This is a genomic window from Streptomyces sp. NPDC048057 (assembly GCF_040653095.1).
In the GTDB taxonomy this organism is placed as follows: Bacteria; Actinomycetota; Actinomycetes; order Streptomycetales; family Streptomycetaceae; genus Streptomyces.
On sequence record NZ_JBEZNF010000010.1, the window covers coordinates 157,453 to 179,850 of the forward strand.

The following is a 22,398-nucleotide window of genomic DNA, read 5'->3' on the forward strand; positions in this document are numbered from 1 at the left end:
CCGGTGGCGGCAGCGCACTGTGAACACGTGTGGGTGTCCGGTGCGGTTCAGCGCTTTCTCAGGGCATCCGCCCCGGACGCCGGCGCGGACGGCGGCGTCAGGGCTCGGGGGTCAGGGCCGGGTCCGGGATCGGGTTGAGGTTCCCCATGTCCTGGTTGTTGTTGAGGTTGACGATGGTCTTGGTCGGGATGGCGGCGAACCCGGTCTCCAGGCCGTTGGTCTTGAAGCCGTACTGGTTCTCCAGCTTCTTGTTGGCCAGACCGTTGGCGAGGCCGTTGCCGATCTTCACTCCCGCGTTCTCCAGGGCGGTCTGGCGGTCCACGCCCAGCTCGTTGATTTGGTACCAGGCGGTCACGAGGTTGCTGATCGTGCCCTTGATGACGTTGGTGGCGGCCTCGTACCCGTAGTCCTGGTACTCGTTCACCGCCTTCGGCGCTCCCACGTTGGCGTCGTAGTCGTGGGAGGGCGAGTGCTGCTCGTGGAAGGAGCCGCCCGGGTCCAGCTCCACGGACTTCCCGGCGCCGTCGGTGACCTTCACCGCGCCGCTGTCGCCGGCGCTGACGGTGAAGCTGCCCCCGTTGTCGCCGGTGGTGGTGACGGAGCCACTGACACCGCTGTTGCTGATGGTGAAGGTGGCGTTCTGGCCGCCGTTGGTGTTCTGGAAGTCGGCCGTCCCGTTCGGGTTCTGGGTGATCGTGATCCCGTTGGCGGCGTCGGCGGTGGTCGCCGTCCCGTTGTTGGTGTTGAAGGCGAGGGTGCCGGTGCCGATGCCGGGCGGGGTGAAGGTGGGCGGGGAGCCCGCGGTCACCACGGCGCCGTTGCTGAGCGTGATCGTCTTCGGTGGGAGGGGGGCGCCCGCCGCGTCCGGCGCGGGCTGGACGACGCCGGGGCCGGAGAGGTCGCCGCTGTCGGTGACGGTGACGGAGTCGTTCGCCGCCCCGGTGCCGCCGCCCGGGACGGAGACCGTGAAGGAGCCGCCGCCGGCGCCCTTCACGTCGAAGGTGTCACCGTGCACGGTCGACGGCCCGCCCTTGGTGGGGATCTCGACGGTCGGCCCGTTGTTGTCGGTGCCGCCGACGGTGAAGGTGGGCTGGGCCTTGGGTGCGGGGTTGTGCGGGTTGTTCGGCCCGTCGAGGACGCCGGACTTCTGGCCCGCCGTGCCCGCGTTCTCCACGAATCCGTCGGGCGTCTTGTTGATGGTGGTGTTGCCGGTGTTCACGGTGGTGCCGCCGCCGAAGAAGCCGCTGTGTCCGATGCTGCCGGCGCCGCCGAACGCGGGAACGTTGATGGAGCCCTTGCCGTCGCCCGTCACGGTGCTGATGGACGTCTGGCCCGGCTGGTCGCCCACGGGCTTGCCCGCGGTGTCGATCACAGCGCCGTCGACCTGGTTGCCGGAGGGCTTCAGCTCGGTGAGGCCGCCGGGGGCGAAGCTGCCGGTCGCCGGGCCGTGGGTGACGGTGACGACGCCGTCGAGCCCGTTCGCCGGGCCGGTGTTGTGGGTGACCGTGCTGCCCGGGTCGAAGGTCGTGTGGGTGCCGGGGGTGGTGACGGTCGGTCCGTCCGGTCCGTTGGTGAGGGTGTTGCCGCCGCCGGCATACGTCGGGAAGCCGAAGGTGCCGGTGTTCGGCGGGGTGGTGACGGAGCCACCGGTGTGGGTGGCCGAGATGGTCGCGCCGCTGGGCGGCTTCTGCACGGTGACCTGGCCGTTGGGGTCGATGGTGTGGCCGGTGCCGCTCTTGTCGTGGACGGTGTTGACGGTCGAGCCGTTGTCACCGTTGGTGAAGGTGGTGGTGAAGCCGCCGCCCGCGACGGTGGTGGTGTTCCCAGCGGTGGCGATGGAGTCGCCGTTCCCGTCGGTGATCTTCACGTCGCCGGGCTTCGTACCGCCGCCGGCGTCGGCGGGCACGGTGCCGAGCGGGCCCACGTCGGCGTGGTTGCCGCCGGGCGCGTCAACCGTGAGCGAGCCGTCGTTGCCGACGCCGAAGGTGGTGGGCGCCCCGCCGCCGGTCGGGTTGGGGGTGATCTGGGCGTCGCCCGTTCCCGATGTGGTGATCGTGACGTCGGGGGTGGTGATGCCGCCGGGCGTCACGGTGGAGTTCGTCAGACCGCCGGCGCCGTCGGGGGTGCCGATGGTGACGGTCGGGGTGCCGTCCCCGCCCGTCCCGGTCGACAGGGTGGCCCCGCCGCTGTCGATCGTCTTGACCTCGTCGACGGTGAAGCCGCCGTCGGCGTCCGCGGCGCTGGTCTGGGTCGGGGTCTGGACGACGGTGGTGTTGTTGCCCGCGGGCGCCTGGCTGGTGGTCGTCGTGCCCCCGGGGCCGGTGTCGACGGTGGCGGACGCCGCGGGGGTGCCGTTCACGGAGGTCTGCGCGCCGTCCCCGCTCAGGGTGGACGCGCTGCCGTCGGAGGTGGCGACCGTGACCGGGGCGCCGTCGCCGGGGGACGGGACGGTGACAGTGGGGTTGCCGTCGTTGGTGACGGTGGTGTTCCCGTCCGGGCCGGTGGTCAAGGCGGTGGGGCCCTGGTTGACCGTGGTGGTGCCGTCGGGCGTGGTCGTGACGGTGCCGCCGGGGCCCGGAGCGCCGGGGAGCGCGGTGGTCAGGCCGTTGGTTCCGTGGACGGTGGTGAAGGGGCCGGAGGTGACCGTGGTGACGCCGTTGTCCATGGTCAGTACGGTGCCCTGGCCGGCGTTCACCGTGATGACGGGTCCGCCGGCGCCGTCCAGGCTGATCGTCGCGTCACCGAGCACCACGGGCTGTCCGGCGGTGGGCTGCTCGCCGTGGGGCACGGTCACGACCTGGCCGTCCTGGTCGCCCTGGACGGTGAGGACGCCGTCGTTGCCCACGGTCACGTCCTGGCCGTTGGCTTTGATCACGGTCCCGTCCGGGCCCGGCGGTGCGATCTTGGTGGAGTCCGTCTCGATGAAGCCGTCCGCCGACTTCTTGATGCCGCCGCTGTCGAAGGAGCCGTCGGGCTTGACGGTGAAGGACGAGCCGCCCGGTCCCGGGGTGGAGAGGGTGTGGCCCTGGGGGGCGAAGGCGACGGCGCCGTTCGGGCCGCCCAGGGTGCCCGTGCCGGGGCCGGTGCCGGTGGCGTCGCCCACGGCGACGTTGCCGGCCGGGTCGACGGTCACCCTGGGGCCGCTGCCGGGGGTGATGTCCAGGGTGCCGGCGGCGCCGTTGAACTGGACGGTGCTCCCGTTCGCACCGCCGGTGTCCACGGTGAAGCCGTCGCCGTTCAAGGTGGTGACGACCGGGTTGGCGGTGTCGTTGACGGTGGCGGTGCCGTCCAGGTGGATCGCGGCGGACGCGGTGCCGTCCTGCACCGTGACCGGGTTGGTGCTGCCCGGTGGCGGCAGGGTGACAACCTGGCCGTTGTCGGCGTTGGTGAAGGTGACCTTGCCGAGCGCGTCGATGCCCACGGCGTTGTTGTCCACGGTCACCGTGGAGGGCGCGTTGGTGTTCCCCGTCAGGGTGTGGTTGCCGCCCAGGTCCGTGGAGATGGTGCCGGTGCCGACGTCCACGGTGGCGAGGGGCGGCGCGGTGTTCGGCGGGTTCGGGACGCCGAAGACGGAGAAGGTGTTGTTCTGGTTGTTGATGGCGGCGGTGTCGGTGTTCACCGTGGTGAACTGGCCGTTGTTCCCGACGGTGATGATGCCGTCCGCGGTGCCGATGCCGTTGTCGTTGAGGACGAACTTGGGCGGGGCGGGCGCCGGGGGCTGGGCCGGCGCGCCCTCGCCGTCGTTCTGCGGCAGGTTCACGTCGGGGACGTCGGGTGCCTGGGCGTTCGGGACGGGTGCGTTCCCCTGGGGCAGGTTGGTCTGGCCGGCGTTCCCGACCTGGGGGTCGTCGGCGTTCGGAGCGAGGGGGGCGGGCAGGATCACGTCCGGGTCGTTGATGTCGACGCCGTCGGGGTTGTTCACGTTCGGCGCCCCCGCGTTGTTGCCGCCGGGGTTGCCGTTCCCCGCCAGGTTGACCTGCGGTGGGTCGGCCTGTGCGGCGCCGGTCTGCGGGGCGTCCGGGGGCGCGGGGCGCGGTCCGGCGATGGTCGTGCCGTCCGGCCCCTGGGAGATCTCGCCGAAGGGCCCCGAGGTCGTGAAGCCGTCCGGGGTCAGGGTCGTGCTCAGCGACGAGCCGCCCTTGACCGGTGTCTCCACGGTCGTGGTGGTGCCGTCGGAGATGACCTTGTCCCCGTCCGGGGACTCGATCGTGTTGGTGCCTCCGGTCGTCTCGGAGGTGAAGCCGTCGGGGGTCTCGGTCTTCGCGCTGATCACCGGCGCCGGCGCCGGCTTGTCCTTGGGCGGCTTCTGGGCTCCCGGGTCGGTCTTCGTCTCGGTCTTCAGCCCCTCGGGCGTGGTGATGGTGGTGGAGACCGCGCCGGTCTCGGCGTCCGTGGAGGTCTTGCCGTTGAGGCCGTGGAAACCGGTCTTCTGCGGGAAGCCGACGCCGTCCACGAAGAGGAGGTTCCCGAAGGCGAACTTCCCGTCGGGGCCGACCCCGAAGCTCTGCGTCGAGAACGCCTTGTCGATGTTGCTCTTGAACTTCCCCTTCACCGTGAACGCGTTCTTGATGTTGTTGGCGAAGGCCGTGCCGCCGAAGGCACCGAGGCCCCCGCCCACCGCGGCCCCGATGGCACCGCCGATCGCCGCCGCCTTGGCGTCGAAGCCCTTCTTCTCGGCCAGGGCGGTGATGCCCGCGGCGGCGAACCCCAGGGCGAACTCCGTACCGGCGTCGATGACGACCTTCCCCGCGAGGGCCGCGGCCGGGTTCAGCTTCAGTCCGGCGATGCCCTTGCCGAGCGGCCCGAAGAACTTCCGGAAGGCCGTCGAGCCGGTGAGGATCTTGCCGATGGCGGCCGAGATCGTCCCCGTGCCCTTGCCGATCTTGGACAGCAGCGGCACCAGTTTCGCCAGCTTGGCGAAGCCGGCACCAACCTTCCCCAGGGCGCCGAGCAGCACCCCGCCGGGGATCAGGGTGAGGATGCCGATGAGCAGTTCGCCCACGTCGATCTTGCCCTGGGTGACCATGCGGATCACCGAGAACGCCAGGAGCGCGGCCCCCAGGAGCAGCCCCACCACCGGCACGAAGATCGAGACGATGCCGATGATGATCCCGGCGATGATCTCCAGGATCGGGTTGTCCGCGAGGAAGTCGCCGATCTTCTTGAGGTCGCTGCGCTCCTCGATCGCGGCGTCGGCGGCGTCCCTGAGCGTGACGGAGGTCCGCCGGGAGGCGTCCTCGCGCAGGTTGCGCGCGTCCTTGCCGAGCGCGACGGCCCGGTTCATCTCCTGCTGGGCCTGCTCGACCCGGCCCTTCTCGGCGTCGTTCGCCGCGAGTTGCTCGGGCGTGGCGTCGGCGGCCGGGGTCGGCACCTCCGTCTTCGCCGCCGCCTCGTTGGCGAGTCCGACGTCGATGGCCCGGTCGAGGGTGTCCTGGGCCTGCTCCAGGTCGCCCGCGTACGCGTTGTACGCGTCGGCGGCCCGCTGGAAGGAGTTGCGGGTGGACTCCAGCATCCGCGGGACTTCCTTGATCCGCTCCCGCAGGGCGTCCATCGCCTGGCCCTTGCCGTTGCGGATACGTCCGTCCCCGCTGAGCAGGTTGAACGCCTCACCGGCCTTGTCGCCCAGTTCCCGGTACGTGCCGGAGAGGGTGCGGATGTCCTCGGGGCTCCCGGGGGTGGGGTCCTCGCCGAACCCCAGGATCTCCCATCCCGTGGTGTGTCGTCGCGCCATCTGTCGGCCTCCTGGCTCCTGGTCCGCTCACCGAGCCAGGCACGTACCGGGGCCGTCGAGCGGTTCAGCGGCCCGCCTCAGAGCTGTCGTACGGCCTGTGGCCCGTGCCCGTTGAACCGAACCGCGGGCGCCGCGCGTGTGGACCGCGACGCGCGCCGGCGGCGTGCGTCGGTACCTGGCGGAGGAGGAGACGGGAAAGATGCGAGACGCCCCCATGAGTGCAACCGGTCAGGGCACGGCGCAGCGGCGACACCGCCGTCGGCAGCGCGGCCGGCGACGGACGGCGGGCCCGGCGGTGGTGTCGGGTCTGATGCTGTGCACGGTGCTCCTGCTGCCGGGCCCGGCGTACGCGTCGGCGACCGGCGGTCTCCCGGCCCGGGTCGACACCCTCGCTCGGGCCAACGACCTCACCAAGTTCTACGTGGTCAAGTCGCCGGAGGAGAACGGCGGTCGGGTCGACGGCCTCGCCGACATCGCGGGCCGCACCCTCGGCGACCCGGACCGCTTCCAGGAGATCCTGGTGCTCAACACCGGACGTCAGCTGCCGGGCGGCGAGGTCTTCGTCAGCGCCGAGCAGGTGGTCCCCGGCTTCGCACTGCGTCTGCCCGTCGACGCGGAGGGTGCGGACGTGCGGGTCGGAGCGCTGCCCGACGAAGCGGGCCAGCAGGGCGGGCAGCAGCAGTCGGGGAGCGACGCCCAGTCCCCGAACGGCGCCGCGGCCCCGCTGACCAACCCCGGCCGGTCCGGCAACCCCCTGGAGAAGCTCGACGACCAGGTGCCCCTGCCGCTGCTGTTCGGCGGCATCGCCGGGGTCGTCGCCCTGACCGTGGCCGTCATCGCCCGACGCAAGCTGGCCCGGGGCCTACGGGCGTTCGGCCGCGGGACCGCCGCCGTCGCCCGGGTGCTGCGCCCGCGGCTGCCGCGTCCGCTGGCGCTCGCACTGCTGCGCCGCCGGCGGGCCGCGCTCGCCCGCAGGCTCGCCGCCGACACCCGTACCCCGGTGGTGATCCGCAGCGCCCTGGACGAGTTGGTCCGCACCGGCAGCCAGGAGTCGCCGACGCGGATCTACACGGTGCTCGCCGCATCGTCGGGGCTGACGGCGACGGTGTCGGGAGCAGGGCGGGCGCCGGCGCCCTGGACGGAGGTCGCGCCCCACGACTGGCGGCGCGATGGCCTGCCGTCGGCGCTCGCGTACGACGGCGCCGCCAAGGGAGACGGCGGACTCGGGGAGCGGACCTTCCTCGGAGCGGCTGCCGAGCAGACCGACGAGGGGGGCGCCGGGTCCCGGGCGGCGCAGCTCACCCTGCCGCACCTCGCCCGCGTCGGCGTCGACCCGGACGGCGCCCAGGTGATGGTGGGCCTCGGCCAGATCAACGGTGCCCTGAGCGTACGGGGCGATCTTCGGGTGGCCCGTGACACGGTGGCCGCGCTCGCCCACGGCCTGCTGGAACTGCCATGGCAGAACACGGTCGTGGTGGCGGTGGACCCCGATGCGAGCGCCCTGCCCGGGCTGCACGGCGTGGTCCGCGTCCGCTCGATCGCGGAGGTGCGGGACCGGGCGCCGGCAGCGGTGTTCGACGCCGCGGAGGGCCTGGGGCTCGGGCTGGTCCGCTCGGCGGCGGGCGGGGCCGAGGTCGCCGGCTTCCTGCTGGTGCTGCGGCCTCCGGACGGCGAAGAGGCGCGATCCTTGGCCGAGTTGGCCGCTCCGCGCGGCGGCTGGACGGTGCTCACCGTCGGAGACGTGCCGGGCGCGCACTGGCGCTGGTACGCCGAGCCCGAGGGCACGGTGGACCTCGGGGTGCTGGGGCTCCGGGTGACGGTGCCCTCTCCCCTGGCCGTGGCCGGCGGTCGGATCTGACACCGGTGCACCGCCAGTAGGGCCCTCTTTCACGCATGCACGGAATCGCCCCGGTGTTCCTTTTGCCGCGGGCGCATTCCGGCATGCCGAAATGGGCCGCGAGCACGCCGTGGAACACCGCCGGAAAACTCTTCTGGAATTCCTTCAGAAAAGCTGAACCGCCCGGCGCCCCGGGTCGTGTTGATGGCGAGACCGAGCAGGGAACGGCACGACAAGGCCGGACAGTGAACTCCGTCCCGGCGGCCGGCGGCCTCCTCCCCGGCCCCGGGACGGTCCCTGAAGAACCGAGAAGTAGCCATCGCAAGAATCGCGTCCCGCACACGGAATGCCCGGCGCCCGGCATGCCCACGGCATCCCGACTGCGTACACCCGACGAACGTGGCGCGGCGCACGCGGAAGACACCGAGAAGGAACTGAGGAGCAGTCATGTGGAACTGGCGGAGCGCTACGGTCACGGCGACGGGTACGGTGGCGGCGCTGCTGCTCACCGCTTGCGGCGGCGAGGACGGCGGCGACAAGAAGGCGGACTCGGTCGCCCAGACCCCGGTCGCCGCCCAGGGGCAGGCCGCCGGGGTGCGACCGGCGACGGCCGGGAAGCTGAGCATCTGGAAGAGCGGACCGCTCGGCCCCGTGGTGACCGACAGCGCCGGCTTCACCCTCTACCGCTTCGACGACGACACCGCCTCGCCGTCCAAGTCGACGTGTGACGGCGACTGCGCGAAGGCGTGGCCGCCGGTGCTGGCCGCGGACGCGGCGGCGGCCGAGGGCATGGACGCCAAGCTCCTCGGCAGGGTCACCCGCTCCGACGGCACCCAGCAGCTCACCTTGAAGGGGTGGCCGCTGTACCGCTTCGCCAAGGACACCCAGCCGCGGCAGACCAACGGACAGGGCGTGGGCGGCACCTGGTTCGCCGCCGCCCCCGACGGCAACAAGGCGACGGGCGCGGCGGCAGGCGCGACCACGGGCGGCGGATCGGGCGAAGGGACGGGTTCGGGGACGGGCGAGCAGGCGGGGGCCGCCCTTGCTCCGCTGTCGGTCCGAAAGGACGCCGAGCTGGGCCCGATCGTGCGGGACGCCAAGGGCCGTACGCTGTACCGCTTCACCAAGGACACGGACTGGCCGATGAAGTCCAACTGCACCGGCCCGTGCCTGGAGAAGTGGAAGCCGGCGAAGATGCTCGACAAGGCGGCTCTGAAGGGCGTCCAGGGCATCGACCCGAAGCAGGTCATCGAGTACGAGCGCCCCGACGGCACCCGTCAGCTGACCATCGACTGCTGGCCCCTGTACTGGTTCACCGGCGACAAGGCGCCTGGTGACACCAGCGGGCAGGGCGTGGGCGGCACCTGGTTCGCGGTCCGGGCGGACGGCAAGCTCGCCAGGTGACCTCGGGCCGGACGCGAGGGGCGGGGCGGTCTCTCACCGGGGAGACCGCCCCGCCCCTCGTCCGCGCCCCGCCCGAGTGGGGGTCAGCGGAAGACCTGGCCGCGGACCGCGCCCCGCGGGAAGTCCGCCGTGTTGAGCGTGACGTAGAAGCCGCCGGGCGCGGAGGCGAGGTCCCGCAGGGTGGCCGGGTCGGTCACCTCGGCGGCGCCCGAGACGGCGATCAGGGTGCGCGGCAGCGGCGTGGTGAAGAGCGGGACGGCGACCTCGCCGTTCTGTCCCAGCGCCCCCCGGTGGACCTGGGCGGCGGTGGGCGGTTCGAGGTTCACCCAGGCCAGGGAGTAGGTGAGGACGCCCTTGCCGGGGTTGAGGGAGACCGTGGTGTGCGCGTCCTCGTCCCCCTGGGTACGGGCCCCTTCGCCGCCGGACTCCTGGCGTCCGTCGGCGAGCGCCCGCAGCGCACCGTCCGGGATGACGCCGAGCGGGTCGACGGGCTGGCTGGACTCGGTGAGCGGGCCGCGCAGCACGCCACCGGACGCGGCTCCCTCCCCCGCCCGGCCCCCGGGGCCCAGGTCCACGGTGAACTCCCCGGGCCGGGTCCGAAGCCGCTCGGCCTGCGCCGGATCGGTGACGGTGATGCGTCCGGCGGCGGACCGCGCTCCTGCGGGCAGGCCGTTGCCGAACAGCTCCGCCACGGCCTGGTCGCCGCCCGCCCGTACGCCGGCGGACCGCGGCGGGCCCGTCCCGCTCCAGGTCAGCGAGAAGGTGACCCGGTCGCCGCTGATCTTGAGCAGTGCGACGACGCTCGCCCCCCGCCCGCCGTCGAGTCGGGCGATCAGCGAGGTCCCCGGCTCGGTGGCGGCCGGTGAACTCCGCTGCCCCGCGGCGGGCTGGGCCTTCGCCCCCGATGCGGGCGCCCCCGACGTGCCGTCGGCACCGGCGCAGGCCGCCACCGAAGCGGTCAGCAACACGACTTGGGCAGCGGCGAGCAGTCTGCGCATCGTCGTCACGTCCTTTCACTTGGACCACAGCGGACGCCCGAAGGCGCCGACGGGTCCGCACATCCGGGTACACGAAGCACGCACCCGGCGCGCTGGCGGTTCATCCGCCACCGAGGCCGTGCGGCGGCCGGCGGCGGTGACAAATGCGTTGGCGGCCCGCGCACGGGCGCCGTTAGCGTTGCGGCGATGACCCATGAGAACCCGCTCGCCTATCTGTTGGGCCTCGAAGGGCTCGCGCTGCTGCGCACCTTCACCGGGGAGTACGACCGTGCGTTCGCCGAGGCCAGGATCGCCGAGGTGCGCAGGCTGCTCGACGACGAGCGGCTGGCGCATGCCGGCGTGGAGGTCGACCGGCTGGACGCCGGCGCGGGGTACCGGATCTGGTCGGGGACGTACGACTTGCCCAACTCCGCCTTCGACACGGACGGTCCCGCGCTCAGGGACGTCCTCGACGGCCTGCCGGCCGGCACCGCGCTGGACGCCGCCTGCGGCACCGGCCGCGTCTGCGCCCTCCTCGCCGACCGGGGGCACGCGGTCATCGGCGTGGACGGCTCCCCCGAGATGCTCGCCCGGGCCCGCGAGCGCTTCCCCGGCGGTGAGTTCCGCCCCGGCGACCTGCACCGGCTCCCGGTCGCCGATGCCTCGGTGGACCTGGTGGTCTGTGCGCTGGCGCTCACCCACGTGCCCGATCTGGGTCCGGTCATGGCGGAGTTCGCCCGGGTGCTGCGTCCCGGCGGGCACCTGGTGACCTCGGACGTCCACCCCGAGCAGGTGGCGCGCGGCGCGGTGCCGGCCGTGCGGGACGGGGACGGCCGGCCGGGTCGGTTGGAGAGTCACGTCCACCGGATCGGGGACTACGTACGGGCCGCGCTCGCCGCGGGGTTCGCCGTGCGGCGCTGCGAGGAGCCCCGCCCGGTCGCGACCCGTCCCGTAAGCCCCGAGGCACCGGGCGATCTCGGTGCGGCGGTGGCGAGCGGGCCGTGGGAGCTGTGGCCGTGGTCCCTCGCCGCGCTGGTGCCCGACGCTGCCGGGGCGGCGTCGGCGGGTGTGCCCGGGGTGGTCGTGTGGCACTTCCAACTCGCCGGGGAGTGACGTCCTTTCGTCGGGCGGGCCCTATCTCAGCCCGAGGCAGGGCAGCCAGCTGCGGTCGCCGTCGTGGGCGGCGGTGAGCAGGGCGCTCAGTACGCCCGTGGCGCCGCCCAACAGCCCCGGGTGCAGCTCCGCCGAAGCGGCCGGGTCCGACAGGCGCCGCTCCAGGTGGTGCAGGAGCCGGGTGCGCAGCAGTACGGCGACGGGCAGACGCGCGTGCCGGGCGAAGGCGTCGGTGACGGCGAGGACGCCCGCCGCGCCGTGGCAGAGCCCGAGGAGGTCCGTCGGCTCCTCCCCGAAGAGGTGGAACTCCTCGTCGAAGCCCTCGGCGACGGTGGTGAAGGCGTCCAGCGCCCACTCGGCGGTCTCCTGGTCGTCGAGGGTGCGGGCGCCGTCCCACACGGCCCAGGCGACCCCGGGGTTCCCGTAGCACCACGCCTGGCGGGGGCGGGCGCCGGTCTGCGGTCGGCCTTCCAGCCCTGCGCCGTCCCAACTGCGGATGCCCCGGTCGTCGTCGAAGGACTGGCGGGTCAGCCAGTGAACGGTGTGGTGGAGGGCGCCGGTGAGGTGGGGTTCGGGGCCCAGGCGTCGTACGGCGGCGGTCAGCGCGGTCGCGACCCCGGCCACCCCGTGGCCCATGCCGGTGTTGATCCGGCCGTGGAGCCAGGACAGCGTGGGGTGGTCCGCGTACACGGTGCGCAGTCGCGGCAGGTCGGCGTCGTCGCAGAGCGCCGCGAGGTGCTGGGCGAACGGCAGCAGGGGCGCGGTGTCGGAGGTGCCCGCGGACAGTGCGAGGAGGGTGCCGGCGGGGCCGGTGATGAGGTCGTAGTCGGAGAAGGTGACGGACTCGGTGCGCCACGGGCGGCGTTCGGCGGCGTCCACGAGCCGGTCGCGGAGGCCGTCGGCGACGCGTTGCAGCGGCGGGTGCAGGAGGGCTGCGTGGTCCAGTCCGACGAGGGTGCCGGCCAGGCCGTCGTGGAGTCCGTGGCGCGGTGAACCGTGCCCGATCGTCCGGACCCACTGGGCGACGGCACGCCGTGCGCTGGCGGTCGCCCGGGGCGAGCCGGTCGCGGCGACGATGTGGGCGAGCACGGGGACGCCGGGGTCGGCGGTGGCCTGCGGCCCGGCGCGGTATCCGTCGAGCAGCTCCACGGCGAGGGCGAAGGGATCGAGGTCGGAGGCGGGGGCGTGCTGGGCGCTGGGCGACATCGGCTCTTCTGTCGGTGTGACGGGCCCGTACGGGGCGGGGGCTTGGGTGAGCCGCCCGGGAACCGTGCCCGGGCGGCTCGGTTCGATCAGCAGACGCCGATGACGCTGCAGATCAGAACGGTGCACAGGCCACTGCAGGCCCCGACGGCCGTGACCGCCTGGTCGGCGGTGGTGGGCAGGTCGGTGCTGGTGATGCGCTCGTCGAGCTGGTCGATCAGTTCGTCGAGGTCCGCAATCTTGATCAGTTCGTCGGTGGGCATGGAACCTCTCTCCTTTCGTGTGGATGGGTGGAGACCGTCCCGGCCGCCGTCCCCCGTGCGGAGGACGGTGCGGGAACGCCTTGGGTGAGGGCGGCTGCGGCCAGTGCCGCGAGCGCCACGGGGTCCCTGGTGCGGGAGATCCGGAGCAGCAGCTGCCCGGCGACGGCGGCGCCATGGTGCGTGGGGTCGCGCAGCGTCAGTTGGTCCGGGCCGGGCAGCATCTCTTCGAACAGCAGCTCGTCGCCGGGCCGACTGGCGCACATCCGGTCGATGAGCGTCAGCGAGGGCAGCGCTTCCAGGTCGACGGGCATGGGCTTGGAGTCCTGCGCGGGCCGGACGAAGACGAATCGCGGCAGCCGGGCCGAGTACCGCAGCGCGGCGAGGGCGCGGGCCTTGGCGAAGTCCCCGACGCGGGGCGACCACAGCAGGGCCCGTGGCACCCGCCAGGTGGCCGGTGCCACCACCAGGTCGCCGCCCACGGTCAGCCGGGGCATCCGGGCGATCTCGTCGGGCGGGCGGTCGAAGGCCGCCGCGGGGCAGTCGAGCCGGATGACGGTGCCCGCCGCCGGGTGGCTGGCACGCAACAGGAGTCCGACGAGGAGGTTGTACGGCGGCATGGGGGCGCGGGTGGCGTGGTAGACGGGCACGATCCGCTCGCCGTCCGCCTCCGCGACGGCGCGGGTGCCGGGCGCGGCGCCGACGGGGGCGCGGCGCAGGGTGATCCGGTCGAGCGGGAGGTAGCGCTGGGGCGGACCGCCGGGGGTGCAGTACGCGGCGTGGTGCGGGTCGCCGGTCCACCAGCGGGTGGTGACGGGCCGTCGCACCGCGTTGGCCGCCCGCTCGCCGATCGGGGGCACCAGGAGTTCGACGAAGCGGACGCCGGCCCGGCGCTCCACGGCGGCGAGGAAGGTGCGATAGCTCTCGACGGGGCCGTAGCGACCGTGCAGGGCTTTCAGTCCGTCGGCGAACCGGGCGTCGAGGACGCCGGCCGCGGACGCGGTCTCCAGGACGGCGACGGGTCCGGCGGGGCCGACGAGCGGGCGCAGCAGGCAGTCGAGTGGCCAGGCGGGGAGGGCTTCGGCGGTGGACGGCGCACCCACCGCGTCCAGCAGGGCGTGGTCGAGGTCGATCATTTCGTCGTCGCGGTGGCGCCCGATGTGGGTGAGCAGCCGGTCGTAGCCGGAGCCGGGGACGTGGGCGGGGTGCCAGCCGGTGTATCGGCTCGGGTGGGCCGCGGTGGGCACGGGGGCCTGCTCGGAGAGCAGGTGCGCGAGCAGGGTGCTGAGGGGACGGGGGTGCTCGTCGAGGGCTTGGGTGCCCGGTGCGGGCGCGGCGGGCACGGTGAGCTGGTCGGCCTGGCGGAGGGCCACCACGCGGGCGGCCACGGCCAGGGCGCGCTCGACGCGGGCGACGCCCGCGTCCGGGACGGTGGCGTCCACGGCCCGGTACGAGTCGACGAACCAGCCTTCGCCGTCGGCGCGAAGGCGGGGCCCGGCCTCGGAGCGGGGGCGGGAGGACGGGGCGGGGCGCGGCTGGGGCAGGGCTTCGGGCCCGGTGACGTGCACGGGCGGGACCCAGGCGCTGGCGTGGTGGCGCGGAGTGCCGCAGGGCTGGAGCACTCCGAGGTGGACCAGGTGGCTCAGGAAGGCGCGGAGCGCCGGGGAGCCGTCGCGGCCGGTGAGGGCCCGCTCCAGCTCCGCCAGGGGCCGCGGCCCGTCGGCCAGCAGGGCGAGCACCGCGTCCAGCGGCGGGGTGCGGCGCACGGCGACCTGTCGCATCCGGCCGAGGTCGTCGGGGTCGACGCCGTAACAGCGCAGGCGTCCGTCGGGGTCGGTGACGTGCAGGGCGGCCGGGGCGTACGCGATGGGGGCTTCGACGTCCCAGGGGTCGGCCGCGGCGAGCCGGGCGCGGACCCCGTGCACGTTCTCCGCGGTCGTGGCGGCGAGCGCACCGACCACGGCCCCCGGGGGCAACAGCCGGGCGCCCGCCCAGCCGTTGACCCCGCCGACCGGGACGAGTGCGACGTGACAGGCCCACCCCCGGGGCGTCGTCTTCACGGCCGCCCGGGCGACGGCGCGCCACAGATAGCCGCTGCGCTTGCGCAGCCGCTTGCCGGTCCACGTCTCGCCGCGGGCCAGATACGCCGTCACTTCCTGGGTCAGCCCGGGCGTAGCGGCGTCGACGAAGGTCCGCAGCACGGGGCTCTGGTCCAGCAGGGCCCACGACAGGGCGCCGATCCGCTGCCGCTCGGCGACCAGTGCCCGCTCGATGTCGGCCTGCACGACGTCCGACTGCTGGGCGGCCCGCACCAGGGCGGTGGCTTCCCTGGCCAGCCTTGTGGGCGCCGCCGCGAGCCGGTCCAGCAGGCGACACTCCTCGGGGCGGGGCACCGCGCCGGAGTGCAGCCGCCTGCGCAGCGCGAGCAGCGCGTGCCGCTCGGCGTCGGACAGTCGGGGGTCGGGGACGACGTCGCCCACCTTCTCGGCCAGGCGCCGGGCGCGCCCGGTCTGCCGGACGGCGGCGTCGGCGTGTGCGGCAAGCCGGGCGAACAGCAGCGGATTGCCCGCGCCGGTCCACAGCGAGCACGGGATCGCGGCGACTCTCGCCAACGCCGCTGTCCCCAGCAACGGGAAGGGCACCCTGCGAACGGAGCCGACCTCGACCATGTCAGGCCACCACCCCGTCGTCGGCCAGGGCTTCGGTCAGCAGGCACTGTCGGGCGGTGGGGATCCGCCCCCGGTTCCAGTGGAAGATCACGGCGTACGCGGCGGCGCGGCGCGGGCCGCGCACGGCTTCGCCTGCGGTGAAGTAGCCGCGGTGCCAGCCTTCGGCGGCGCGGGCCACCGCGGCCCGGTGCTCCGCGAGGACCGCCGGCCACTGTCCGGGCAGGGCGGCGAGGGCTTCCTCGCGCGGCCGGGCCCACCACTGGCGGATCCCTTCGGCGGCCCGGCGCCCGTCACCGTCCGCCCAGCCACCGGGGAGCGCTCGGCCGGTCTCGGACCGGACCGCCGCCCAGACCCCCCGGTGCTCCCATCCGACGACGTCGAGACCGGCCAACAGCTCCCGCACGAGCAGCAGGGACACCCGCCACGGCGCCGGCGCGGGCTCACCGCCGCGCCCGGTGTGCAGGTCCAACCAGGCCAGGGAGTCCGCGGTGAACAGCTCGTGCACCCAGGGCATGGCGGCTTCGCCGCCGAACAGATAGCTCTCCGGCTCGTACACCACGGCCACCGGTGGCGCCGCCCATTCCTCGAAGGCCTCGGTGCGCTTCAGCAACTCGGCCCGCAGACCGGCGGCGTCCGCCGCCTCCGCGGCCTGGAACCGCACCCTGAGCCCGGGCGGCTTGTGCATGAAGAAGAAGGCGCCGGCCCGGGCCGCCAGCAACTCGTGGGCGAGGTCGGCGAGCCTGCCGTACACATCCACCCACGTTGACTGACGAGGCGTCACATTGAGCTGCACCCAACTCGACTCGGGATACGGAGACTTGACCACCACTCCCCCTTTCCGCCGCGCCGCGGGCTGACGTTCCTTTCCCAAGAGAGAAATTCCTGATATCCATGGCATTCAAACAAATGCCGCACTAAGTCATATAATGCGCATCATGCTCTTTGCATATCTGTGCGGAATACATATCCGGGGGAAAGCCCGCCGCGCTGCGCCCCGGTCGCGACCGCCCCGGGGCGCTCGTACGGTGGTAGGGGTGCGGCATCGAACGGCCTCGGCGCCCGTACGCGTACCCCCGCGCCGTGCGCGGTGCCGGCCCGAACCGCCCAGGAGGTTCGGCCATGACACAACAGGTGCGGTGGACGCGGGTGGCGACGGCCGCGGAGTTGATGGACGCCGTCCACAGCGAAGTCCCGGCGATCCAGGTCGGCGGAGTCCTGCGCGGCATGCCGATGGTCACCCTGCCGCCGGGGGTGCGACTGCGCGGCGGCACCCTCGTCTTCGGCGCCCGGGGCATCCGGCTCACCAGTGACAACACCCTGGAGGACGTGACCGTCCACTGCCCCGAGCACGAGACCGCGATCGACAACGACACCGCCGTCGAGGAACTGGGCACCCTCACCCTGCGCCGGGTGCGCACCCGCGGCCAGGTGCTGCTGGTGGCCCGGGACTCGGTGCGCTTCGGCCACGTCCAGGTGGAGGAGCTGACGGTGGAGGCGGCCGACGTCCGGGGCCGGGCCGAACGGCCGCACGGCTTCGGCGTCGACGCCCTCCAGGGCGCGTTCACGCTCTGGAACCGCCAGCCCGACCCGGGGTGCGTGATCACCGCCGAACTCCTCGACCTGTCGGCGGGCTCCGACGGCACGCCGGTGCGCGGCAGCGGGGTGTTCGTCGGCGGGCACGGCGACGAGGACGGCCGCGGCGACGGCGGCACCGTACGCGTCGGCCTGCTGCGCACCGGGGAGATCCACACCGACGGCGGCATTCCGACCGGCACCCCGGACCTGATCTCCGGCGGGGTGTTCGTGATCTCCGGAGCCCGGGTGGAGAAGGTGCACACCGCCGGCCCGGTGACCACCTACGGACAGAACGACATGGTCCTCGACAACTGGGGCCAGGTGATCTCCTGGGAGGCCACCGCGCCCGTCACCTCCGTGGGCCCGAGCGGCATCGGCTTCGTCAACTTCGGCGACCTCGACCACCTCGACGTCCGCGCTCCGCTGACCACCCACGGCATCGGGGCGCGCGGCTTCAACGTCTACGACGGAACGCTGCGGCACGCCGCGTTCGACTCCATCACCACCACCGGGGACGGCGCGATCGGCGTCCAGGTCAGCAGGGACCTGCCCGAACTCGACATCCGGGGCGACCTCACCACCAGCGGCGGCACGGGCAGCAGCCTGGTGCGCGGCGTGCAGACGGAGTTGGCCGCCACCGCCCTCAGCGTCAAGCCGGGCGGCCGGATCGGCCGGGTCACCGTCGGCGGCCGGATCGCGAGCGAGGGCGACCGCCTGACCACCGTGGAGATCGACGGCGAACTCGACAGCCTCACCGCGCGGGGCGGCATCAGCGCCGCCGGGCAGGGCGCGGACGCGGTCCACGTCGGCGACTTCGCGCTCGACCTGTCCGGCGTCACCATCACCGCCGTCCACGGCCGCACCGTGGTCCAGGCCGCCGGGTGACCTGCCGCGGCAGCTACGTCAGGAAGTCCGAGCAGACGTACGTCGCGGGGTCCCCCTCCTGCGGCCGGACCGTCATGGGAACGTCGTCGGTCCGCTTCGTACCGCTGACGTCGAGCACCGCCTGCGCCCGGGCCATGCTGCACACCAACTGGCCGACCAGGTTGCGGTCCTGCACGGAGAGCTCGTCGAGTTGCGGGAGCGGCACGTCCACCGTGATCCGGCCGGCGCGGACCGTCACGTCGTAGTCCCCGTAGTAGTAGTCCGCCCCCACCAGCGTGGAGAGCCCGGCTGCGCGCTCCGCCTGCGTCGGCCCCTGTCCGAGGAGCTTGAGGACGTTGACGGGCTCGGCGAACGTCTCCAACGGGACGTCGGGGCGCGCGACCGCCTCCAGGCGGCCCGCCTGGGACACGAAGTACAGGCGCAGCCCCTTGGTCAGCCCGCCGGCGGACTGCCCGCCGTCGACGACGCCGGTGGGGCGCACCCCGCACCCGGCGAGCAGCACGCCAGCCGCCACTGCCGCCACGGCCACCGCCGCCCGGTTCCCCTCCCTCACCGGTCCTCCTCGCAGGTCGACCGCCACGGCAGGCGCAGGGTGAACACCGCGCCCCCGTCGGGGCCGTTGGCCGCGTCCACGGTGCCGCCGTGCAGTCGGGCGTTCTCCAGCGCGATGGCCGTACCCAGCCCGCTGCCCTCCGAGCGGGTGCGGGCGCTGTCCGCCTTGTAGAAGCGGTCGAAGACGTGCGCCAGGACCTCGGGCGGCAGTCCGGGGCCCCGGTCGGCGACCTCGATCGCGATCCGGCCACCGGCCCGGTCGGCGCTCAGCACGAGGGTGACCGGTTCCGCTCCGTGCCGCAGCGCGTTGCCCACGAGATTGGCCACGATCACGTCGACGCGCCGCCGGTCCACCGCGGCCACGACGCCGTCCGGCAGGTCGACGTCCACCTGCTCGGTCCAGCCGCGCAGGGAGAGCGTGGCGCGGACGGCCTGCGCGAGGTCGGTGTCGGTCGGGTTGAGCCGTGCCGCGCCCGAGTCGAAGCGGGACATCTCCATCAGGTCCTCCACCAACCGGGACAGCCGCGCGGTCTCCGCGCTCACCGTGCGGGCGGCGCGGGCCGCGTCCGGCGGCAGTTGGGCCGCGTCCTCGTCGAGGACGGTGGCGACCATCGTCATCGCCGCGAGCGGGGTGCGCAGTTCGTGCGAGACGTCGGCGACGAAGCGCTTGGCCCGGGCGTCCTGCTCGCGCAGCTCCGCGACGGACACCTCCAGGGCATCGGCCGTCTCGTTGAAGTCCCGTGCCAGGTCGGCCAGTTCGTCCCGACCGCGGACCCTGACCCGGATGCTGAGGTCGCCGGCGGCGTGGCGGCGGGTGGCGCGCCCGAGTTCGCGCACCGGGCGCAGCACGGTGCCGGCGGCCAGCAGGGCGAGGACGGTGGTGAGCAGCACCACCGGCACGAGGCCGGTGCGCACCGCGTCGACCACCCCCGTGGTGTCTTCGAGCTCCGCCCGCAGGGAGGTGACGGCGAAGACGTCGAGGCCGGACGGCGCGCCCCCGTCGGCGGTGACGGGGGTGCCCACCACCAGGTACGGGCTGCCCTTCCACTCGACGCGTTGGAAGCTCATCCGGTTGCGGCTGCTGACGGCCTCGCGCAGCTCGGGGGTGATGCGGGAGCGGTCGGCGGACACGTCGGACGAGCCCGTCAGCGCGCCGTACTGGGCGAGCACCATGGAGTCGTTGCCGAGCCCGTTGGCGATGCGGTTCGCCAAGGCCGTGAGGGAGACGTCGTCGGGCGGGATGTCGAAGTCCGCCGCGGCCTGTCCGACGCGGTTGCGCACGTCGTTGCGGACCGCGTCCTGCTTGCGCTCCAGGACCGCGGTGCGCGACTCGCGGTAGGCGAGCGCGGTTGCGGTCACCCCGCTGGCGAGGGCGACGAGCACGAAGGCGACGACGAGGCGGGCGCGCAGCCCGCCGAGCCGCCGCAGGAAGCGCCAGGGCGAGCGGCGGTCGCCGGGGCGGCGCTGCGGGGAGCGGCGCACGCTCACACCGGTCCGAAGCGGTAGCCGAAGCCCCGGACCGTCTGGACGTACCGCGGCCGTGCGGGGGTGTCCTCGATCTTCGCCCGCAGCCGGCCGACCGCCGCGTCCACCAGCCGGGAGTCGCCGAGGAAGCCGTGGTCCCACACGGCCTGGAGCAACTGCTCGCGGCTGAACACCCGCGCGGGCGAGGCCGAGAGTTCGAGCAGCAGGCGCAGTTCCGTGGGTGGCAGGGTGATCGGCGCGCCGCGTTTGCTGACGGTGAGCCCGGCCCGGTCGATGACCAGACCGGCGTGGTTCTCGCCGCGGGCCGACCCCACGGGTTCGGCCCGGCGCAGGGCCGCCCGGATCCTGGCCTCCAACACCGGCGCGGTCACCGGCTTGACCACGTAGTCGTCGGCGCCGGCCTCCAGTCCCTGGACGATGTCGCCGTCGTCGCCGCGCGCGGTCAGCATGATCACGGGCACGGTCGAGCCGCCCTCCCGCAGCCGTCGGCAGACCTCGAAGCCGTCGATGCCGGGCAGCATCAGGTCGAGCACGGCGAGTTCGACGGCGGCGCCGGCCGGGCCGGCCAGCAGGGCGAGCGCGGCCTCGCCGGTGGCGGCCGTGTCGACGTCGTAGCCGTGTCGGCGCAGCACCAGTTCCATGCCGTCGCGCACGGACACGTCGTCCTCGATGAGCAGTACTCGGGCCATGGAGCCGATTATGCGCGACGGTTTTCGCTGTTCAGGACCGGCGGCAGCAGGCAGGACGGCGATCGCGCGCATTGTTACCTGCTCATCATGTGGCGATGGCCCGATCACCATGTGGGCGGCCGACGGTCGTCGCATGACCATCCACACCGTCTCCCGCGGCACCGCCCGGCTCCGCCTCGCCGCGGCCGTCGCCGCTCCGCTGCTCGCCTTCTCCGTCGCCTGTGGCGACAACGGCGAGGGCGTACGCGCCGAAGGGGGCGGCGCGATCGCCTCCGTACCGGACGAGCCGACCGCGGGAGCCTTGGGCGACGGCGAGGGCAAGGAGTCCGCGAAGGCCCCCGCGGCGGGCAAGAGCGCCTTCTACGACGCACAGATGGAGTACGTCCGGTGCATGCGCACCAAGGGCGGCTCGAAGGACTACCCCGACCCCAAGCTCAGCGGCTACCTGGACTGGGACGCGATCAACGCGATGCCCGACCGGGTCGGCAGCGGCCAGGGACACAAGGGCGGCCGGGACGGCGTGTGCGGCCCGGAGCTGCGCGCGGCCAGCAATCTGGAGCCCAAGCGCGACAAGCAGAAGGACTACGAGTCGCTGATGGCGCACGCCACGTGCATGCGCGACGAGGGCGTCTCCCGGTTCGCGAGCCCCACCCTGTCCGGCGGCGGGGTGATGCCGGGCGGCGAGCCGAACCCGGTGTCCCCGGTACTCGACGAGAAGTCGCCCGTGTACAAGAAGGCCCGTGAGGCGTGCAAGGGCAAGCTGCTCGAAGGTCTGGACGGGATGCAGTAGGTGACACTCCCCCGCCTCAAGGCGGGGGCTTCTCGGCTCGCGCCGGGAAGCTTCCTGCTTCGTCGCCGACTGCCCGCCCGGAGTGCTCCGTTGAGGTCCTACACCGGCTCCACAGGCCGACACCGCCAGTCCGGCGGCCAGAAGGTTCTTCGCCGCGTTCACGTCCCGGTCGTGGGTCGTTCCGCAGTCGCACGTCCAGGTGCGGACGTTGAGCGGCATCTTCTCCCGGAGAGTGCCGCAGGTGGAGCACAGCTTGGAGGAGGGGAAGAAGCGGTCGACAGTGATCACTTCCCGCCCGTACCAGAGGGCCTTGTACTCCAGCAGGGTTCGGAACTCGGCCCATGCGGCATCCGAGATGGCGCGGGCCAGGGACCGGTTCTTGACCATGTTGCGCACGGTCAGGTCCTCGATCACGATCGTTTGGTTCTCACGAACAAGACGAGTAGTCAGCTTGTGCAGGCCGCCACGGCGCCGGTCGGCAATCCGAGCGTGGATCTTGGCTACCTTCTGTCGAGCCTTGCGCCGGTTGGCGCCGTCGCCCTTGGCCTTCTTCGCCAGACGGCGCTGGACCAGGGCGAGACGCGCACGGTCCTTGCGCTCATGCCTCGGGTTGGCGATCTTCTCGCCAGTGGAGAGGGTCAGCAGGTGATCCAGTCCGACATCCACCCCCACGGCACTCCCGGTGGCGGGCAGTGGCCAAGTGCCGGGATCCTCGCACAGCATCGAAACGAACCAGCGGCCCGCGCTGTCCTGGGACACGGTCACCGTGGACGGCTTCGCTCCCTCGGGAAGCGGCCGGTGCCACACGATGTCCAGCGGTGCGGCCACCTTGGCGAGCACCAGCTTCCCGTCACAGAGGCGGTATCCGGACGTGGTGTACTCGGCCGACTTCCGCGACTTCTTCCTCGTCCTGAAGCGCGGGTACTTGGCCCGCCTGGCGAAGAAGTTGGCAAACGCGGTCTGCAAGTGCCGCAGACACTGCTGGAGCGGCACCGAGGACACGTCGTTGAGGAACGCCAGTTCCTCGGTCTTCTTCCACGCCGTCAGCATCGCCGACGTCTGGTTGTAGTTGACGCGTTCCTGACGTGCCCATGCCTCCGTACGGGCGGCGAGCGCCATGTTGTAGACCTTGCGGACGCAGCCGAACGTACGCGACAGCTCCGCCGCCTGCTCGTCCGTGGGATAGAAGCGATACCGATACGCCCGCTTCACATACGCCGTGGTCACG

Annotated in this window: 14 protein-coding genes and 1 pseudogene; 5 read left to right on the top strand and 10 right to left on the bottom strand. The window is 73.2% G+C overall.

Annotated features, from left to right (window positions below):
- Positions 1-97 precede the first annotated feature (97 nt).
- Positions 98-5,731 carry a hypothetical protein gene (locus tag AB0E05_RS14245; protein WP_361962894.1) on the bottom strand — a complete coding sequence of 1,878 codons (5,634 nt, stop codon included), beginning with the start codon at positions 5,729-5,731 and terminating at the stop codon, positions 98-100.
- A gap of 214 nt (positions 5,732-5,945) precedes the next feature.
- On the opposite strand from AB0E05_RS14245, the gene AB0E05_RS14250 reads away from it, so the two are divergent.
- A complete protein-coding gene (locus AB0E05_RS14250) occupies positions 5,946-7,589 on the top strand; it encodes a hypothetical protein (RefSeq protein WP_361962896.1) in 1,644 nt (547 codons plus the stop codon).
- Between the two features lie 426 nt (positions 7,590-8,015).
- The gene (locus tag AB0E05_RS14255) at positions 8,016-8,972 is read left to right on the top strand and encodes an SCO0930 family lipoprotein (RefSeq protein ID WP_361962898.1); all 957 of its coding nucleotides are present in this window, start codon (positions 8,016-8,018) and stop codon (positions 8,970-8,972) included.
- A gap of 83 nt (positions 8,973-9,055) precedes the next feature.
- On the opposite strand, the gene AB0E05_RS14260 is transcribed toward AB0E05_RS14255, so the two are convergent.
- Positions 9,056-9,970, bottom strand: coding sequence for a CHRD domain-containing protein (locus tag AB0E05_RS14260; protein WP_361962900.1), 915 nt, complete (start codon positions 9,968-9,970; stop codon positions 9,056-9,058).
- Positions 9,971-10,156: 186 nt separating this feature from the next.
- Here AB0E05_RS14260 and AB0E05_RS14265 point away from each other — a divergent pair, with 186 nt between their 5' ends.
- A complete protein-coding gene (locus AB0E05_RS14265; protein ID WP_361962902.1) occupies positions 10,157-11,062 on the top strand; it encodes a class I SAM-dependent methyltransferase in 906 nt (301 codons plus the stop codon).
- A gap of 21 nt (positions 11,063-11,083) precedes the next feature.
- On the opposite strand, the gene AB0E05_RS14270 is transcribed toward AB0E05_RS14265, so the two are convergent.
- The 4 genes from AB0E05_RS14270 to AB0E05_RS14285 all read right to left on the bottom strand — a co-directional run bounded on the left by AB0E05_RS14270 (position 11,084) and on the right by AB0E05_RS14285 (position 16,020).
- Complete coding sequence (locus AB0E05_RS14270; protein WP_361962904.1) at positions 11,084-12,268, bottom strand: lanthionine synthetase LanC family protein; 1,185 nt, start codon at positions 12,266-12,268, stop codon at positions 11,084-11,086.
- A gap of 86 nt (positions 12,269-12,354) precedes the next feature.
- Positions 12,355-12,528 carry a hypothetical protein gene (locus AB0E05_RS14275; protein ID WP_361962906.1) on the bottom strand — a complete coding sequence of 58 codons (174 nt, stop codon included), beginning with the start codon at positions 12,526-12,528 and terminating at the stop codon, positions 12,355-12,357.
- Complete coding sequence (locus AB0E05_RS14280) at positions 12,510-15,137, bottom strand: lantibiotic dehydratase (RefSeq protein WP_361962908.1); 2,628 nt, start codon at positions 15,135-15,137, stop codon at positions 12,510-12,512. Before AB0E05_RS14280 ends, AB0E05_RS14275 begins: the two co-directional genes overlap by 19 nt.
- Positions 15,138-15,195: 58 nt before the next feature.
- On the bottom strand, positions 15,196-16,020 hold the full coding sequence (locus tag AB0E05_RS14285) for a thiopeptide-type bacteriocin biosynthesis protein (RefSeq protein WP_361962910.1): 825 nt from the start codon (positions 16,018-16,020) through the stop codon (positions 15,196-15,198).
- Positions 16,021-16,313: 293 nt separating this feature from the next.
- On the opposite strand from AB0E05_RS14285, the gene AB0E05_RS14290 reads away from it, so the two are divergent.
- Positions 16,314-17,654: a hypothetical protein gene (locus AB0E05_RS14290; protein ID WP_361962912.1), complete on the top strand. Its 1,341-nt coding sequence runs from the start codon at positions 16,314-16,316 to the stop codon at positions 17,652-17,654.
- A gap of 13 nt (positions 17,655-17,667) precedes the next feature.
- Here the strand turns inward: AB0E05_RS14290 and AB0E05_RS14295 are convergent, their stop codons facing one another.
- The 3 genes from AB0E05_RS14295 to AB0E05_RS14305 are packed head-to-tail and all read right to left on the bottom strand — an operon-like array spanning position 17,668 to position 20,380.
- Positions 17,668-18,207 (bottom strand): hypothetical protein, encoded by a 540-nt coding sequence (locus AB0E05_RS14295; RefSeq protein ID WP_361962914.1) that lies wholly within the window; start codon positions 18,205-18,207, stop codon positions 17,668-17,670.
- Positions 18,204-19,688, bottom strand: coding sequence for a HAMP domain-containing sensor histidine kinase (locus tag AB0E05_RS14300; RefSeq protein WP_361962916.1), 1,485 nt, complete (start codon positions 19,686-19,688; stop codon positions 18,204-18,206). Before AB0E05_RS14300 ends, AB0E05_RS14295 begins: the two co-directional genes overlap by 4 nt.
- 2 nt (positions 19,689-19,690) lie before the next feature.
- Complete coding sequence (locus AB0E05_RS14305; protein ID WP_361962918.1) at positions 19,691-20,380, bottom strand: response regulator transcription factor; 690 nt, start codon at positions 20,378-20,380, stop codon at positions 19,691-19,693.
- A gap of 133 nt (positions 20,381-20,513) precedes the next feature.
- Here AB0E05_RS14305 and AB0E05_RS14310 point away from each other — a divergent pair, with 133 nt between their 5' ends.
- Positions 20,514-21,170: a hypothetical protein gene (locus tag AB0E05_RS14310; RefSeq protein WP_361962920.1), complete on the top strand. Its 657-nt coding sequence runs from the start codon at positions 20,514-20,516 to the stop codon at positions 21,168-21,170.
- Between the two features lie 33 nt (positions 21,171-21,203).
- On the opposite strand, the pseudogene AB0E05_RS14315 reads toward AB0E05_RS14310, so the two are convergent.
- Positions 21,204-22,397: pseudogene (locus AB0E05_RS14315) on the bottom strand (RNA-guided endonuclease TnpB family protein); the annotation flags it as partial.
- Position 22,398 lies beyond the last annotated feature (1 nt).